Below are 16,286 nucleotides of genomic sequence, written 5' to 3' on the forward strand. Positions count from 1 at the left end.
CGACTGGGTGGCCGGCACGCTGCTGCCGCCCCAGGGGGAGGCGGCCGGCTGCGGGGCCTGAACCCCGGCCATGCGCTCCACGAAGGCGGAAATGATGCGGCGTTCTTCTTCGGTCATCTCGTTCCCCCCAGGGGGGTCCTTCCCAGACTGGTTGTCGGCACGGGTGGCACCGCCGGTCGCCGGGCAAGGGGCCAGGCGCGGGCAGCGAGATTGGCATCTGGCTCAGCCGTGGCCGGCTTTCAAGCGCTGGATTACAAAACGGCCATGAAATTCACGGAGGCCGGCCGGCCTCCCCGATTCAGGCGCCCCGCGCCAGGCCCAGGCGGCCCCATTCGATGACCGGGCAGCGGTCCATCACCGCGGTGACGCCGGCGGCGCGGGCGCGCGCGGCGGCCTCCTGGTCGATCACGCCGAGCTGCATCCAGACCACGCGGGCGCCCAGCCGGATGGCCTCGTCGACCACGGCGCCGGCCTCCTCGCTGCGGCGGAAGATGTCGACCATCTCCAGCGTCCCCGCCTCGGCCAGCGAGGCCACCACCGTCGCGCCATGGATCTGCTGCCCGGCCAGGCCCGGATTGACCGGGGTCACCGCGAAGCCGCGGCCGACCAGGAAGCCGGTCACCTCATGCGAGGCGCGGGCCGGATTGGCCGAGGCGCCGACCACGGCGATGCGGCTGGTGTTCAGCAGGATGGCGCGGATCTCGTCGTCGCCCAGCCCGTCGATGCTCATGGCGGTCAGCCTTCCTGCTCGCGGTAGAGGACGCGCAGCGTCTCACGCTCCAGCGTCAGCTCATAGCGCTGTCCGTCGGCGGCGACCGCGCCGTCGACATTCCACAGCCCGTCATCGAGCCTGATGCGGCCGAATTCGCGATAGCCCAGCCGGCGCAGCGAGGCCTCGATGCGCGCGGTCTCCTCGGTGTTGGCCAGACGGTCGTCGAGGTCGGTGGCGACGATGCGCAGCTCGTCCGGGGTGATGCGCAGGTCGCGCCGGGCGCCCTGGCGGTCCATGGCGTCGTCGACCTCCCAGATCCCGCGATCGAGCGCGATCCTGCCCCAGTCGCGGTAGCCCTGGTCGCGCAGCGCCTGCTCGAGACGCGTGCGCTCCGCCTCGGTCGGCGGGCGGTCGGCGCTGTGCGGGGCGGCCGGCTGGGCGAAGGCCAGGCCCGGCAGCAGCAGGGCTGCGGCGAGAAGGGAGCGGTGAAAGGACATCGGGCTGCTCCTCAGCTGCATGCGATGCAAACGCCGCAACCCGGGATGGGGTTCCGGCGGTGGCCGCCGGCACATCCGTCGCCCGGCACATGGCAGGGCAGCGACGGCGGCAGGGCGCGCAGCCCCGCCGCCGCGCAGCTCAGTAGACGACCACGCCGCGGATCGATTCGCCGCGGGTCATCAGGTCGAAGCCTTCGTTGATCTTCTCGAGCGGCATGGTGTGGGTGATCAGCTCGTCGATGTTGATCTTCTTGTCCATGTACCAGTCGACGATGCGCGGCACGTCGCTGCGGCCGCGGGCGCCGCCGAAGGCCGAGCCGATCCAGCGCCGGCCGGTGACCAGCTGGAAGGGACGGGTGGAAATCTCCTGCCCGGCCGCCGCGACGCCGATGATGGTCGAGACGCCCCAGCCCTTGTGGCAGCATTCCAGCGCCTGGCGCATCAGCGTGGTGTTGCCGACGCATTCGAAGGAATAGTCGGCGCCGCCGCGGGTCAGCTCGACCAGGTGGCCGACCAGGTCGCCCTGGATCTCCTTCGGATTGACGAAATGCGTCATGCCGAAGCGGCGGGCCATCGCCTCGCGCTCGGGGTTGATGTCGACGCCGACGATCATGTCGGCGCCCACCATCCTGGCGCCCTGGATGACGTTCAGCCCGATGCCGCCCAGGCCGAAGACCACGACATTGGCGCCGGCCTCGACCTTGGCGGTGAACAGCACGGCGCCGAGGCCCGTGGTCACGCCGCAGCCGATGTAGCAGACCTTCTCGAAGGGCGCGTCGGAGCGGATTTTGGCCAGCGCGATCTCAGGGACGACCGTGTGGTTCGCGAAGGTGCTGGTGCCCATGTAGTGGTGGATGGGCTTGCCGCGGCAGGAGAAGCGGCTGGTGCCGTCCGGCATCTGGCCGCGGCCTTGCGTCACGCGGATCTTCTGGCACAGGTTGGTCTTGCGGCTGAGGCAGTAGTCGCATTCGCGGCATTCCGGCGTGTAGAGCGGAATGACATGGTCGCCGGGCTTCAGCGAGGTCACGCCGCGGCCGACCTCCAGCACCACGCCGGCGCCCTCATGGCCGAGGATGGCCGGGAAGATGCCCTCCGGATCGGCCCCCGACAGGGTGTACTTGTCGGTGTGGCACAGGCCGGTGGCCTTGATCTCCACCAGGACCTCGCCGTCGCGCGGACCCTCGAGATCGACCTCCTCGATCGACAGCGGCTTGCCGGCTTCCCAGGCGACGGCGGCGCGGGTCTTCATCGGGCTCTCTCCTAGGGCCGTGGTCAGGTCGCGGCTTCGTCGCACTTCTTGTGGCGAGGGGGAAGGGTGGTCATCTGTGCCTGCATGCGAATCCCCTTCCTGAAGCGCCGGCCCCAGGTCGCGCTGCTCCGCCTCTCCGGCGTCATCGCGGCCCGCGGCGGCATCGGCCCCGGCGGCAGCCTCAGCCTGGAAAGCACCGCCCCCCTGCTGGAGCGCGCCTTCGCCCTGAAGCGGCTGCAGGCGGTGGTGCTGGTGCTGAACTCGCCGGGCGGGTCGCCGGTGCAGTCCAGCCTGATCGCCGCCCGCATCCGCCAGCTGGCCGAGGAGAAGAAGGTGCCGGTGATCGCCTGCTGCGAGGATGCGGCGGCCTCGGGCGGCTATTGGCTGGCCTGCGCGGCCGACGAGATCATCGCCGATCCCTCCAGCATCGTCGGCTCCATCGGTGTGATTTCCGCCAGCTTCGGCCTGGAGGAGCTGGCCGCGAAGCTGGGCGTCGAGCGCCGCCTGGCCACCGCCGGCGACCAGAAATCCTTCCTCGACCCCTTCCGGCCGGTGGAGCCCTGGCAGCAGGCGCGGCTGGAAGAGCTGCTGACCGCGCTGCATGGCGAGTTCAAGTCCTGGGTGCGCAGCCGCCGCGGCCGCCACTTCAAGGTGGACGAGGGAGAAGTCTTCAACGGCCGCTTCTGGACCGGACGGGAGGCGCTGGCGCTCGGCCTGGTCGACGGGCTGGGCGACGCCGACGGTGAAATCCGCCGCCGCTTCGGCGAGAAGGCGCAGGTCGTCCGCCTGGGCCCGAAGCGCCCGCCGCTGCCGATCCGCCTGCTGCGTGGCGCCATGGCGGTGGTGGAGGAGCGGCTGGCCTGGGGGCGGATCGGGCTGTGAGGGCGACGGCGCGGGGAGAACGTTAACCATTCAGAAGTGAGTCACGGATGGCTGCGACAAGGCGGTGATCAAGCCGCTCCCGAATCGAGGCGGCACCTGACGGAAACGGAACCGATGCGCCGCCAGATCTCCATCTCGACCCAGGTCACCGCCCTGGTGTGCCTGCTCTGCACCCCGCTGGCCGGCGGCGCCGGCTATTTCATCTATAGCGCCTGGGGCGGGCTGCAGCGGGCCGAACAGGCCATCGAGCTGGCCGACACCACCCGCGCCGCCTTCATCGCCCTGCAGAACACCCGGGTCGAGCGCGGCCCGCTGCGCCTGGCGCTGCGCGGCGCCGCCCCGGCCGATGCCGCCCTGCGCGGCACGGTGGAGCCGGCCCGCGCCCTGGCCGGGCCGGCGCTGGACAGCCTGGCCGAGGCCTGCGCCCGGCTGCGCTGCGCCGCGCAGGACGGTGCCGGCCGGCTGCGCCAGGCCCGCCGCGCGCTGGATGCGCTGCGCCCCGAGGCCGACCGCGCCGCGCAGCTGCCGATGGCGCAGCGCCCGGCCGGCATGGCCGACCGCTACAACACCACCATCACCACCCTGGTCGACCTGCTGGAGGAGTTCAGCGCCACCCTGACCGCCCAGGTCCGCGCCCGCGATGGCCAGAGCGCGACGCTCGCCCAGATCAAGGACGCGGCCTATGCCACCCGCGACGCCGCCGGGCTGGAGCGCGACTACCTGGTCAATGCGCTGCGCGACGGCGGCTTCTCGGCCGAGGACCGGCTGGCGGTGATGGCGCTGCGGGCGCGGGCCGGCGCCACCTGGGTGCTGGTGACCGGCGTCGCGCGCGAGGCGCCGCCCGCCACCCAGGCCGCCATCGCCGCCGCCCAGGCCAGCTATTTCGGCCAGTTCGTCGCGCTGCGCAGCGGGCTGGAGCAGGCCTTCGCCGCCAAGCGCCCGGCCGCCACCGATGCCGCCGGCATCAACCGCGGCATCGACGAGGCCACCGGCGCGCTGGTCGCCGTGGCCGACACCGCCCTGGCCGATATCGGCGCCAGCGCCCGGGCCGAGGCCGCCGCCGCCGAACGGACGCTATGGATGCTGGTGGGCGGCGCGCTGGCCATCGCCGCGCTGGGCCTGGCCGCCGTGCTGCTGGTCCGCCGCCGCGTGCTGCTGCCGCTGGGGCGGCTGTCCGATTCGCTGCGCCGGCTGGCGCGGCTCGACTACGGCTTCGCGCTGCCGGACGCGGCGCGGGCCGACGAGATCGGCGACATGTCGCGCGCCGTCGACGAATGCCGCGTGGGCCTGCGCCGCGCCGACGACCTGGCGGAGCAGCAGCGCACCGCGCAATCCGCCAAGGATGCCGAGACCGCCCGCGTCGCCGGGCTGATCCGCGGCTTCGAGACGGAATCGGCGACCCTGCTGCAGGCCGTCTCCGGCGCCGCCGCCGAACTGAACGCGACCGCCGGCGAGCTCAGCGACACCGCCCGCCAGGGCAGCGAGGATGCGGCCTCCGTCGCCGCCGCCGCGCAGCAGGCCAGCAGCAACGTGCAGACCGTCGCCGCCTCGGCCGAGGAGCTCGCCGCCAGCATCGCCGAGGTCGCCCGCCAGGTCAGCGGCGGCGCCGACGTCGCCCGCCGCGCCGCCGAGGAGGCCCGCGGCACCGACGCCACCGTCCAGGGCCTGGCGGCGGCGGCCAACCGCATCGGCGACGTGGTCCGGCTGATCAGCGACATCGCCGGCCAGACCAACCTGCTCGCCCTCAATGCCACCATCGAGGCTGCGCGCGCCGGCGAGGCCGGCAAGGGTTTTGCCGTCGTCGCCTCCGAGGTGAAGAACCTGGCCAGCCAGACCGCCCGCGCCACGGAGGAGATCAGCGCGCAGATCGCCGCCATGCAGGGCGAGACGCAGCGCACGGTGGAGGCCATCGCCGGCATCGCCCGCACCATCGAGACCATCGATGCCAGCACCGCCGCCGTCGCCGCCGCCACCGAGGAGCAGGCCAGCGCCACCCGCGAGATCGGCCGCGCGGTCGCCGAGGCGGCGCTCGGCACCGACGAGGCCTCCCGCCATGCCGGCGGCGTGCGCGAGGGCTCGGCCCGCACCGGCGAGGCCGCCGGCCGCGTCCATGCGGCCTCCGAGGCGCTGAACCACCGTGCCGAGGCGCTGCGCGGCCAGGTCAGCGACTTCCTCAAGGGGATCCGGGCGGCTTGAGCCTGACCGCTTGAGGCGGCGTCGCCGAAAGGCGCGGATCAGGCGATCAAACCAATGGCTTAAGCCGCCAGCCTGCCCAGCTCCAGGAAGCCGATGGCGGCGCGGATGGCGCCGTCGCTGGCGGCCAGCGGCGTGTGCCGGGCGCGCACCAGCGCGAAGCCGTCCTCGCATTCGGGCAGCCGCGTCTCGGCGACGGTGACAATGCCGTCGTTGTCGCCAGGCAGCAGCGGGTTGTAGCCGCGGCCGCCGGTGCCGCCCGCCACCACGCCGATGCCGCGGCAATCGGGCACCGGCACCAGCGCGGCGCCGGCCGGCGTCACCGCCTGGCCGCAGGCGCCGGTCAGCGCGCGATAGGGCGGCAGCGCCGCCACCGCCCGGGCGATTCCTGCGCCGCGTGCCGGCGAGCCCAGCAGCAGCAGCCGCCCGGCGCGCCAGCCGTCCTCCCCGGCCCGCGCCATGGCGGCGCGCGCCACCAGCCCGCCCAGGCTGTGGCCGACGAAGGCGACCTCGGCCGCGCCATCCTCGAACAGGGCGCGGGCGGCGCTGCTGGCGGCGCGGGCATGCGCCTCCAGCGGCTGGCGCAGGCTGGCATAGCCAAGATTGGCGACCGCGAAGCCATGATCGGCCAGGGCCGCTGCGACCCGCGCCAGCCCGCCGGTATGGTGGCCGAGCCCGTGCAGCAGCACCACGGCGCGGCGGCAGCCGGCCGGCCGCGCGACCCGGGCGGCCAGCGCGATGCAATCCCCGGCCAGGCCGCTGGCCAGCACCGCGCCGAAGGGGTCGAGCAGCCGCGCCTGCCCGGTCGAGCAATGCGCCTGCACCAGCCAGCCCGAGCGCGACCACAGGTCGGTCCAGGGCGTGAAGGCGCGCATCGACCGCCGGACCCGCCGCAGGCTGCCCGCCTGCCAGATGGTCGCAGTGGTCTCCGTCACCTTGTCCGCCGCCAGGCCATCCACCGCCAGGCTGTCCAGGGCCGCCCCGTCCATCATGTCCTTCCGCGCATCGAGCACTGTCCAGCCCGAGGATATGGGCGACACCGACCGCGGAATTTAGGACGTCCGCGTCCAAAGAAGCGTGAAATCTGCCGGAACGCGGGCCTGATGCCGAAAAAATGCAGTCCTGGGCACGCCACCCTCTTGGGCAAGCTCGCCGGCCAGGGCCAAATGAAGCCTGAAAAGATTGCTGAAGGATTGCCCATGCCGATCGACCCCCGCCTCGACCGCCTGGCCGAGATCGCCGTCCATGTCGGCCTCGGCGGGCTGAAGCCGGGCCAGGAGCTGGTGCTGACCGCCTCGATCGAGGCCCTGCCGCTGGTCCGCCGCATCGTCGAGCATGCCTACAAGGCCGGCGCCTCGCTGGTCACGCCGATCTTCTCCGACGACGAGACCGCGCTGGCCCGCTACCGCTTCGCCGCCGACGGCAGCTTCGACGTGGCCCCGGGCTGGCTCTATGACGGCATGGCCCGCGCCTTCGCCAACGGCGCCGCGCGGCTGGCCGTGGTCGGCGAGGACCCCAACCTGCTGGCCGGCCAGGACGTGGAAAAGGTGTCGCGCGCCAACCGCGCCCGCTCCCAGGCCTATCGCCCGGCCCTCGAGCTGATCACCGCCTCGGCGATCAACTGGACCCTGGTGCCCTTCGCCTCCGCCGCCTGGGCCCGCACCGTCTTCCCCGGCGTCTCCGAGGAGCAGGCGGTGGCGAAGCTCTGGGACGCCCTCTACGCCTCCACCCGCGTCGACCAGGCCGATCCCAAGGCGGCCTGGGCCGCGCACAACGCTGGCCTGATGCAGCGCCGCCGCCAACTGGACGAGCGCCGCTTCCGCGCCCTGCACTTCAAGGGCCCCGGCACCGACCTGACCGTCGGCCTGGCCGACGAGCACAGCTGGATGGGCGGGTCGTCGAAGGCGCGCAACGGCATCACCGGCAACCCCAACATCCCGACCGAGGAGGTCTTCACCACCCCCCATGCCGGCATGACCTCCGGCACGGTCTCGGCCACCAAGCCGCTGGCGCACCAGGGCACCCTGATCCGCGACATCCGCGTCCGCTTCGAGGGCGGCCGCATCGTCGAGGCCCATGCCTCCACCGGCGAGGCCGTGCTGCAGAAGATGATCTCCACCGACGAAGGCGCCCGCCAGCTCGGCGAGGTCGCCCTCGTCCCCCACTCATCGCCCATCGCGCAGAGCGGGCTGCTCTTCTTCAACACCCTCTTCGACGAGAACGCCGCCAGCCACATCGCCCTCGGCCAGGCCTACAAGAAGTGCTTCACCGATTCGGAGACCATGTCGGACGAGCAGTTCAAGGCCCGCGGCGGCAATTCCAGCCTGATCCATGTCGACTGGATGATCGGCTCGGGCGAGGTCGACATCGATGGCGTCGGCTTCGACGGCGCGAAGACGCCGGTGATGCGCAAGGGGGAGTGGGCCTAAGCAAGTAAGACCCGGGGGCATTGAATGCCCCCGGACCCCCACGTCAGTTAGACAGGCGCTCCACGAAACGCGGGATGTCCCCGTAGCAGTCGCTATGCGGCACGTGGCGCACGCCGGCCTCGCTCTCCAGCAGGAACGTCGGAAAGCCGCCCGCCCCGATCCGCTGCATCAGCCGCCGCGTCGCCGCGATATGCCCGTCCACATCGACGGTCGAGAACCGAGCAACGAAGCCGTCGACCCCCAGGCGAGCCGCCAACCCGGCCAGCACCTCTGGCTCGACGACGCGCAGACCCTCGACGTAATGCGCCGTCTGGATCAGCCGCAGCATCGCCAGCGCCTGATCGCCCACCGCCAGCAGCGCCGCGGTGACCGGCCGCGAATCGAAGACCGTCGCCGGATCCTGCAGCAGCCCTTCCAGATAGGCCGCCCCGAAAGGCTGCCCCGTCAGCGTCGCGATCCGCTGATCGGCGGAGGCGATCATCGACCGCTTCGCCGGCGGCAGCCCGGTCGGCGGGTCCCACAACCCGCCGCCATGCAGCGTCACCGTCATCCCGGGCAGCGCCGCGGCAGCCTCCACCAAAGGGGAGGCCGCATAGCACCAGCCGCAGAGCGGATCGTGAATGTAGTGAAGGACCGGCATCAGTATCCCACGGTGAAGCGGCGGCGGCTGTGCTGCGGCGCCTCGATCTCGTCGGCCAGCGCCACGGCATAGTCCTCGAAGGAAATATGGCTGCGGCCGGCCTCCGAGACCAGCAGCTGATCAGTGCCCAGGCGGAACTGGCCGGTGCGCTCGCCGGCATGGAACTCGGCGGAGGGGGAGAGGAAAGTCCAGTCGAGCTCGGCCTCCTGCTTCAGCCGCTCCAGGAAGGCGCCGCCGGCCTTCGCCTCGGCCAGATAGATCGCCGGGAAGCCCGGGCTGTCGAAGATCTTCTGGCCCGGCGCGCCCTCCAGGCTGCCGGCGCCGCCGACCACCAGGTAGCGCGCGACGCCCGCCTGCTTCACCGCGGCCAGCAGCTTCTCCACGTCGCTGGCCAGGAAGTGGATGCTGCTGATCACCGCGTCATGGCCGGCCAGCAGGGGCGCCAGGGCCTCGGGCTCGGCCGCGTCGCCGACGGCCTTGGTGACGCCGGGCAGGGTCGCGATCTTCGAGGTGTCGCGGGCGATGGCGGTGACATGGTGGCCGCGGCTTGAGAGCTCGGCGAGGATCCGGCTGCCGGCTTGGCCGGAGGCACCGATAAGGGCGATCTTCATGGCTGCATTCCCGTGGGATGTTGGTTACCTTGGGAAACCAGATAGTCCGGCTTGACCGGGCTGCGAAGAAGGCACTTTTTCCCTATCAGGTGTGCTCGAGGAAACCAGGCGATGGATTGCGGCGACCTGTTCAACCCGGATTGTCCGACCCGGCTGGTGCTGGACCGGATCGCGGACAAATGGACGGTGATGCTGCTGGTGCTGCTGTCGCAGGGGCCGATGCGCTTCAGCGCGCTGAAGCGGGCCACCGGCATTTCGCAGAAGGTGCTGGCCCAGACCCTGAAGCGGCTGGAGCGCGACGGCTTCGCGAGTCGCGCCGTCTTCCCGACCGTGCCGGTGACGGTCGAATACTTGATCACCCCGCTGGGGGCCGACCTGGCGCAGACCCTGGAGGGGCTGCGCCTGTGGTCCGAGCGCCATATCGGCGCCGTGCTGGCCGCCCAGCGAGACTACGACGCGGCGGCCTGAAGGCGGGCCGCTCAGCTGACCTGCGCCGTCCAGTCCTCGAGGTTGTAGTAGTTGGTCACCCGGGCGATCAGCCCGTCGCGGATCTCGAAGAAGGCGCCGACCGGCAGGACATAGGCCTGGCCCATGGCTTCCGGCAGCCCGGCATCGGTCGCCAGATAGGTGCCGTGCACGGTGAATTCGGCGGCCGCCCGCAGGCCGGAGCTGTCCGACAGCACCACGATGTCGCGCAGCTCTTCCCGGTAATGCGCGTTCATCCGCGCCAGGAAGCTGCGGAAGGCGCCCTTGCCGGTCTCGCGCGCGCCCTGGTTGATGTCATGGGCGACGTCGTCGGTCAGCAGGGCCAGCATGGCCTCGGCATCCCCGGCATTGAAGGCGTCGTAATAGGAGCGGATCAGGGTCTCGGTGGCGGCCATGTGCATTCTGCCCTTCCTTGCCGGGGGGTGGGGCCGGTCTTATGGTGCGCCGCGCAACACGGCCGCAAGCCCAAGACATCATGACCGAGACGCCGACCCAGACCAAACCCCTCAGCTTCCAGGACATCATCCTGACGCTGCATCGTTTCTGGAGCGCGCAGGGCTGCGTGATCCTGCAGCCCTACGACATGGAGATGGGCGCCGGCACCTTCCATCCGGCGACCACGCTGCGCGCGCTGGGCCCGAAGGACTGGAAGGCGGCCTATGTGCAGCCGTCGCGCCGCCCGTCGGATGGCCGCTACGGCGAGAATCCGAACCGGCTGCAGCATTACTACCAGTACCAGGTCATCATGAAGCCGAGCCCGGCCGATCCGCAGGCGCTGCTGATCGAAAGCTACAAGGCGCTCGGCATCGACCCCACGCTGCACGACATCCGCTTCGTCGAGGATGACTGGGAAAGCCCGACGCTGGGCGCCTGGGGCCTGGGCTGGGAGGTCTGGTGCGACGGCATGGAGGTGACCCAGTTCACCTATTTCCAGCAGGTCGGCGGCATCCCGGTGGAGAAGCCCTGCGCCGAGCTGACCTACGGCCTGGAGCGGCTGGCCATGTACATCCAGGGCGTCGAGAACGTCTACGACCTGGATTTCAACGGCCAGGGCGTCACCTATGGCGACGTCTTCCTGCGCGCCGAGAAGGAATTCTCCGCGTACAACTTCGAGCATGCCGACACGGCGCTGCTGTTCCAGCATTTCAAGGATGCGGAAGGCGAATGCGCGGCGCTGGTCGAGAAGAACCTGGCCCTGCCGGCCTATGACCAGTGCATCAAGGCCAGCCACGCCTTCAACCTGCTCGACGCCCGCGGCGCCATCAGCGTGACCGAGCGCGCCGCCTATATCGGCCGCGTCCGGGCGCTCGCCAAGCGCTGCTGCGAGGTCTGGCTGGCGGGCGCCTGACGCCCCGCCGGCCGGCCTGGCCTGCTGCCACGCTGCCGCCTTGATCCACGCCCACGCTTCCGTCCGGCCCTTCTTCCCGCAAGGCCCCCGCTGATGCCCGAACTTCTGCTCGAACTCTTCTCCGAGGAAATCCCCGCCCGCATGCAGGCGCGCGCGGCGGAGGACCTGGCGCGGCTTGTGGGGGAGGCGCTGAAGGCGGCCGGTCTGCAGGCCGAGGGTCTGAAGTCCCTCTACGGTCCCCGCCGCCTGACCCTGGTGGCGGAACTCCCGGCGGCCACCGCCCCGGTCGAGGAAGAGCTGGCCGGCCCCGCTCCTGAGGCCCCGGAGCGCGCGCTGACCGGCTTCCTGGGCAAGGTCGGGCTGGACGAGGCGGTGCTGCCGGCGATCCGGGCCGCGGCGGGCAAGGCCGAGGCGGGCGCCGACATCGCCGTGCATGAGGGCGCGGGCGTCACGCTGGTCGTCCGGAAAGAGAAGAAGGGCGAGAAGCTCTTTGCCAAGGTGGTCAAGCCGTCGGTGCCGACCGGCGACCTCCTGGCGAAGCATCTCCCTGAAATCCTCAGAAAAATGCCCTGGCCGAAGTCGATGCGCTGGGGCGGCACCAGCAGCTTCGTCTGGGTGCGTCCCCTGAAGCGGATCCTTTGCCTGTTCGACGGCGCCGTCGTGCCGTTCAGCCTGGCGCTGGGCGAGGATGACGGGCATCGCCTGGCCTCCTCCGATCGCACCGAGGGTCACCGGATTCTCTCTCCGGGTGATTTTGCGGTGCACAATTTTAGCGATTACGCGACGCAACTCGCGGCCAAGCACGTGGTTATCGACCCGGTCGAACGCGCCCGCCTGGTGCGCGAGGGCGTGGCCGCGCTGGCCGCGGCGGAAGGGGTCGAGGTGGTGCCGGATGAAGGGCTCGTGGCCGAGGTTGCCGGGCTGGTCGAATGGCCGGTGCCGCTGCTCGGCCGCATCGACGACGCCTTCATGGACCTGCCGCCGGAGCTGATGCGCACCACCATGCGGGTCAACCAGCGCTATTTTGCGCTGCGCCGCCCGGATGGCAGCGCCGCGCCCTTCTTCGCGCTCGCCTCCAACATCGCCGCCATCGACGGCGGCAAGGCGGTCGCCGCCGGCAACGAGCGGGTGCTGCGCGCCCGCCTGTCGGATGCCCGCTTCTTCTGGGACCTGGACCGCAAGCAGACGCTGGAAACCTTCCTGCCGAAGCTGGAGACCGTGGTCTTCCACGCCAAGCTCGGCACCCAGGGGCAGCGCGTCGCGCGGCTGGAGCGGCTGGCGCGCTACCTCGCCAGGAAGCTCGGCGCCGATGTCGAGCTCGCCGGGCGCGCCGCGAAGCTGGCCAAGGCCGACCTCGCCACCGGCCTGGTGGGCGAGTTCCCCGAGCTGCAGGGCATCATCGGCCGCTACTACGCGCTGCATGACGGCGAGGATGCCCGCGTCGCCGAGGCGATCGCCGCGCATTACCGCCCGGCCGGCCCGGGCGACGCCGTGCCGTCGGAGCCGGTGGCGATCGCGGTCGCGCTGGCCGACAAGCTGGACCAGCTGGCCGGCTTCTTCGCCGCCGACGAGCGGCCGACCGGCTCGGGCGATCCCTTCGCGCTGCGCCGCGCCGCGCTGGGCGTCATCCGCATCCTGCGCGAGAACGGGTTGCGCCTCGACCTGTCCGACGCGCTGGCAGAAGCCTTCTTCGGCTATCCGCAGGCGGTGGGCTCGACCGCCAATCCGGAATTCGGCCTGGCCGTGGCGCAGGAGGCGATGAAGGCCGGCTTCCAGCCCGACCCGAAGTCCGACCACCCGCCGATGGTGGCCGCCTTCGCCGCCGGGCTGCTCGACTTCCTGGCCGACCGCCTGCGCGTGCAGCTGCGCGCCGAGGGCGAGCGGCATGACGTGCTCGCGGCCGTCCTGCCGGGCGGCGGCGCCGACCTCGTCCGCCTGCTGGCGCGGGCCGCCGCGCTGCGCGCCTTCCTCGAGGGCGAGGACGGCGCCAACCTGCTGGCCGCCTCGCGCCGCGCCGCCAATATCCTGCGCATCGAGGACAAGAAGGACGGGCCGCATGCGGCCGCGACCGACGCTGGCCTGCTGAAGACCGCGCCGGAGCAGGCGCTGTCGGCGGCGCTGGACATCGCCCTGCCGGAGGCCCGCGCGGCCCTGGCGGCGGAAGACGACACCACGGCCATGGCGGCGCTGGCCCGGCTGCGCGCGCCGGTCGACGCTTTCTTCGTCGACACCGTGGTCAATGACGCGGATCCGGCCCTGCGCCGCAACCGGCTGGGCCTGCTCGCCCGGCTGCGCGCGGCGATCGACCAGGTGGCGGATTTCTCCAAGATCGAAGGCTGAGGGGACGCAACATGCAGAAGTGGGTGTATGGCTTCGGGGCCGGCCGCAACGACGGCAAGGCGGAGATGCGCAACCTGCTGGGGGGCAAGGGTGCCAACCTGGCGGAAATGGCATCCATCGGCCTGCCGGTGCCGCCGGGCTTCACCATCACCACCGAGGTCTGCACCTACTATTACGACAACGGCAAGCAGTACCCCGCCGAGCTGCAGGCCCAGGTCGCCGAGGCCCTGGCCCGCATCGAGCAGGCCGTCGGCCTGAAATTCGGCGACGAGGCCCGCCCGCTGCTGGTCTCGGTCCGCTCCGGCGCCCGGGTCTCGATGCCGGGCATGATGGACACCGTCCTCAACCTCGGCCTGAACGACCGCACGGTGGAGGGGCTGTCCGCCGCCTCCGGCGATCCGCGCTTCGCCTGGGACAGCTACCGCCGCTTCATCCAGATGTATGGCTCGGTGGTGCTGGGCGTCGACCATCACCGCTTCGAGGAGATCATCGAGGACGCCAAGCTGGACCGCGGCGTCTCCGAGGACACGGCGCTGACCGCCGATGACTGGAAGCAGGTGGTCACCCACTACAAGGCGATGGTCGAGGAGGTGCTGGGCAGCCCCTTCCCGCAGGATCCCGAGGGCCAGCTCTGGGGCGCCATCGGCGCGGTCTTCGGCAGCTGGATGAACCAGCGCGCCAACACCTATCGCCGGCTGCACGACATCCCGGCCAGCTGGGGCACCGCGGTCAATGTCCAGGCCATGGTCTTCGGCAACATGGGCGATGACTGCGCCACCGGCGTCTGCTTCACCCGCGACCCGTCCACCGGCGAGAATATTTTTTACGGCGAGTACCTGATCAACGCGCAGGGCGAGGATGTCGTCGCCGGCATTCGCACGCCGCAGCCGATGTCGGAAGGCCGCGCCAAGCCGGGCGAGCGCAGCATGGAAGCCGCCATGCCGGCCGCCTATGCCGAGCTGGTCAAGGTCCGTGAGACGCTCGAGAAGCACTACACGGACATGCAGGACATCGAGTTCACCGTGCAGCAGAACAAGCTGTACATGCTGCAGACCCGCAACGGGAAGCGCACCGCCGCCGCCAGCCTGAAGATCGCCGTCGACATGGCCCGCGAAGGCCTGATCGACGAGAAGGAAGCGGTGAAGCGCGTCGCCCCCGGCTCGCTCGACCAGCTGCTGCACCCGACGCTGGACCCCAAGGCGCCGCGCAGCGCGCTGTCCAAGGGCCTGCCGGCCTCGCCAGGCGCCGCCTGCGGCACCGTCGTCTTTTCCGCCGACGAGGCCGAGGCCCGCGCCGCCAAGGGCGAGAGCGTCATCCTGGTGCGCATCGAGACCTCGCCCGAGGACATCCACGGCATGCACGCCGCCAAGGGCATCCTGACCACCCGCGGCGGCATGACCAGCCACGCGGCGGTGGTCGCCCGCGGCATGGGCCGGCCCTGCGTGGCGGGCGCCGGCGGCGTCGTCGTCGACTACAACAGCCAGCAGCTGCGCGCCGGCGGCAAGACGGTGCAGGCGGGCGAGACCATCACGCTGGACGGCGCCACCGGCGAGATCTTCCTCGGCGCCGTCGCCATGGTGGAGCCGAAGCTGTCCGGCGACTTCGCGACCCTCATGGGCTGGGCCGACAAGGTCCGCCGCCTGAAGGTGCGCGCCAACGCCGAGACCCCGCTCGACGCCGACACCGCCAAGAAATTCGGCGCCGAGGGCATCGGCCTCTGCCGCACCGAGCACATGTTCTTCGACCCGGCGCGCATCGGCGCCGTGCGCCAGATGATCATGTCCGAATCGGAAGGCGGCCGCCGCGACGCCCTGGCCAAGCTGCTGCCCTTCCAGCGTGACGACTTTTCGGAGTTGTTCCGGATCATGGCCGGCCTGCCGGTCACCATCCGCCTGCTCGACCCGCCGCTGCACGAATTCCTCCCCCACAAGGAGGAAGAACTGGCCGAGGTCGCCCAGAGCCTGGGGGCGGACCTGGCCACCATGCAGCGCCGCGCCGCGGACCTGTCGGAAGCCAATCCGATGCTCGGCCATCGCGGCTGCCGCCTGGGCGTGACCTATCCCGAGATCTACGAGATGCAGGCGCGCGCCATCTTCGAGGCCGCCGTCGCCATCGCGAAGGAGACCGGCAAGGCCCCGGTGCCTGAGATCATGATCCCGCTGGTCGCCACCCGGCGCGAGCTGGAGCTGACCCGCGCCCAGGTCGAGAAGGTCGCCAAGGAAGTCTTCGCGGAAGCAGGCCAGGAGATAGAATACCTGGTCGGCACCATGATCGAGCTGCCGCGCGCCTGCCTGACCGCCGACGCCATCGCCGGCACGGCGGACTTCTTCAGCTTCGGCACCAACGACCTGACGCAGACCACCTTCGGCCTGTCGCGCGACGATGCCGGCAAGTTCCTGCCCTACTACGTCGAGAAGGGCATCCTGCCGAAGGACCCCTTCGTCTCGATCGATCCGGAAGGCGTTGGCGCCCTGGTGCAGATCGCCAAGGACAAGGGCCGCAGCGTGAAGCCGGAGCTGAAGCTGGGCATCTGCGGCGAGCATGGCGGCGACCCGGCCTCGATCCAGTTCTGCGAGCAGACCGGGCTGGATTACGTGTCCTGCTCGCCCTACCGCGTCCCGGTCGCCCGCCTTGCCGCGGCGCAGGCGGCGCTGGCCGGTGGGTCGGATCGGACGGCCTGAAGAGAAGGGGTTGAAGGCTGGGGGAAGAATGAATTCTTCCCCCAGGCCCCCATCATCTTTTTCTATCACCTGCCGTTGAGCGACCTGCGCCTCGTCGTTGCCCGTATCAGGGTGTCACGGCGGGGCGCATTTTTTTGAGTGTGGCGTCCCGCTTTGCCGGAAGGCAGCGGCAGCACTGACAGAAAAAAGAAGGGGTCCAGGGGAATTCATTCCCCTGG

14 protein-coding genes are annotated in these 16,286 nt (G+C 71.1%); 7 read left to right on the forward strand and 7 right to left on the reverse strand.

What is annotated here, in order from left to right:
• Positions 1-298: 298 nt before the first annotated feature.
• The 3 genes from BKE38_RS21330 to BKE38_RS21340 form a co-directional block, all read right to left on the reverse strand.
• Positions 299-730 (reverse strand): CoA-binding protein, encoded by a 432-nt coding sequence (locus tag BKE38_RS21330; RefSeq protein ID WP_076959260.1) that lies wholly within the window; start codon positions 728-730, stop codon positions 299-301.
• A 5-nt stretch (positions 731-735) separates the two neighbouring features.
• Entirely contained in the window at positions 736-1,209 is a 474-nt protein-coding gene (locus BKE38_RS21335) for a PepSY domain-containing protein (RefSeq protein ID WP_076959261.1), read from the reverse strand.
• A gap of 139 nt (positions 1,210-1,348) precedes the next feature.
• Entirely contained in the window at positions 1,349-2,458 is a 1,110-nt protein-coding gene (locus tag BKE38_RS21340; RefSeq protein WP_076959262.1) for an S-(hydroxymethyl)glutathione dehydrogenase/class III alcohol dehydrogenase, read from the reverse strand.
• A gap of 84 nt (positions 2,459-2,542) precedes the next feature.
• Here BKE38_RS21340 and BKE38_RS21345 point away from each other — a divergent pair, with 84 nt between their 5' ends.
• Together BKE38_RS21345 and BKE38_RS21350 are read left to right on the forward strand one after the other, a co-directional pair.
• Complete coding sequence (locus BKE38_RS21345) at positions 2,543-3,340, forward strand: S49 family peptidase (RefSeq protein ID WP_076959263.1); 798 nt, start codon at positions 2,543-2,545, stop codon at positions 3,338-3,340.
• A gap of 114 nt (positions 3,341-3,454) precedes the next feature.
• A complete protein-coding gene (locus tag BKE38_RS21350; protein ID WP_076959264.1) occupies positions 3,455-5,536 on the forward strand; it encodes a methyl-accepting chemotaxis protein in 2,082 nt (693 codons plus the stop codon).
• A gap of 59 nt (positions 5,537-5,595) precedes the next feature.
• Here the strand turns inward: BKE38_RS21350 and BKE38_RS21355 are convergent, their stop codons facing one another.
• Positions 5,596-6,522: an esterase/lipase family protein gene (locus BKE38_RS21355; protein WP_076959265.1), complete on the reverse strand. Its 927-nt coding sequence runs from the start codon at positions 6,520-6,522 to the stop codon at positions 5,596-5,598.
• Positions 6,523-6,732: 210 nt separating this feature from the next.
• On the opposite strand from BKE38_RS21355, the gene BKE38_RS21360 reads away from it, so the two are divergent.
• On the forward strand, positions 6,733-7,962 hold the full coding sequence (locus tag BKE38_RS21360; RefSeq protein ID WP_106409274.1) for an aminopeptidase: 1,230 nt from the start codon (positions 6,733-6,735) through the stop codon (positions 7,960-7,962).
• 43 nt (positions 7,963-8,005) lie between these two features.
• On the opposite strand, the gene BKE38_RS21365 is transcribed toward BKE38_RS21360, so the two are convergent.
• Both BKE38_RS21365 and BKE38_RS21370 read right to left on the reverse strand, forming a co-directional pair.
• Complete coding sequence (locus BKE38_RS21365) at positions 8,006-8,602, reverse strand: DsbA family protein (protein WP_076959266.1); 597 nt, start codon at positions 8,600-8,602, stop codon at positions 8,006-8,008.
• Positions 8,602-9,213, reverse strand: a complete 612-nt coding sequence (locus tag BKE38_RS21370) for an NAD(P)-dependent oxidoreductase (protein ID WP_076959267.1) — start codon at positions 9,211-9,213, stop codon at positions 8,602-8,604. The genes BKE38_RS21365 and BKE38_RS21370 overlap by 1 nt, the downstream gene beginning before the upstream one ends.
• A gap of 111 nt (positions 9,214-9,324) precedes the next feature.
• Here BKE38_RS21370 and BKE38_RS21375 point away from each other — a divergent pair, with 111 nt between their 5' ends.
• The gene (locus BKE38_RS21375) at positions 9,325-9,681 is read left to right on the forward strand and encodes a winged helix-turn-helix transcriptional regulator (protein WP_076959268.1); all 357 of its coding nucleotides are present in this window, start codon (positions 9,325-9,327) and stop codon (positions 9,679-9,681) included.
• A gap of 11 nt (positions 9,682-9,692) precedes the next feature.
• Here BKE38_RS21375 and BKE38_RS21380 read toward each other — a convergent pair whose 3' ends face one another.
• On the reverse strand, positions 9,693-10,094 hold the full coding sequence (locus BKE38_RS21380) for a ketosteroid isomerase-related protein (protein WP_076959273.1): 402 nt from the start codon (positions 10,092-10,094) through the stop codon (positions 9,693-9,695).
• 80 nt (positions 10,095-10,174) lie between these two features.
• Between BKE38_RS21380 and BKE38_RS21385 the strand changes: the two genes are divergently transcribed.
• The 3 genes from BKE38_RS21385 (at position 10,175) to ppdK (ending at position 16,068) form a co-directional block, all read left to right on the forward strand.
• Positions 10,175-11,047, forward strand: coding sequence for a glycine--tRNA ligase subunit alpha (locus BKE38_RS21385; protein WP_076959269.1), 873 nt, complete (start codon positions 10,175-10,177; stop codon positions 11,045-11,047).
• A 93-nt stretch (positions 11,048-11,140) separates the two neighbouring features.
• Positions 11,141-13,387, forward strand: a complete 2,247-nt coding sequence (glyS, locus tag BKE38_RS21390; RefSeq protein WP_076959270.1) for a glycine--tRNA ligase subunit beta — start codon at positions 11,141-11,143, stop codon at positions 13,385-13,387.
• Between the two features lie 11 nt (positions 13,388-13,398).
• Positions 13,399-16,068 carry a pyruvate, phosphate dikinase gene (gene ppdK, locus BKE38_RS21395; protein ID WP_076959271.1) on the forward strand — a complete coding sequence of 890 codons (2,670 nt, stop codon included), beginning with the start codon at positions 13,399-13,401 and terminating at the stop codon, positions 16,066-16,068.
• Positions 16,069-16,286: the final 218 nt, after the last annotated feature.

It is taken from the genome of Teichococcus deserti (assembly GCF_001982615.1).
Taxonomy (GTDB): domain Bacteria; phylum Pseudomonadota; class Alphaproteobacteria; order Acetobacterales; family Acetobacteraceae; genus Pseudoroseomonas; species Pseudoroseomonas deserti.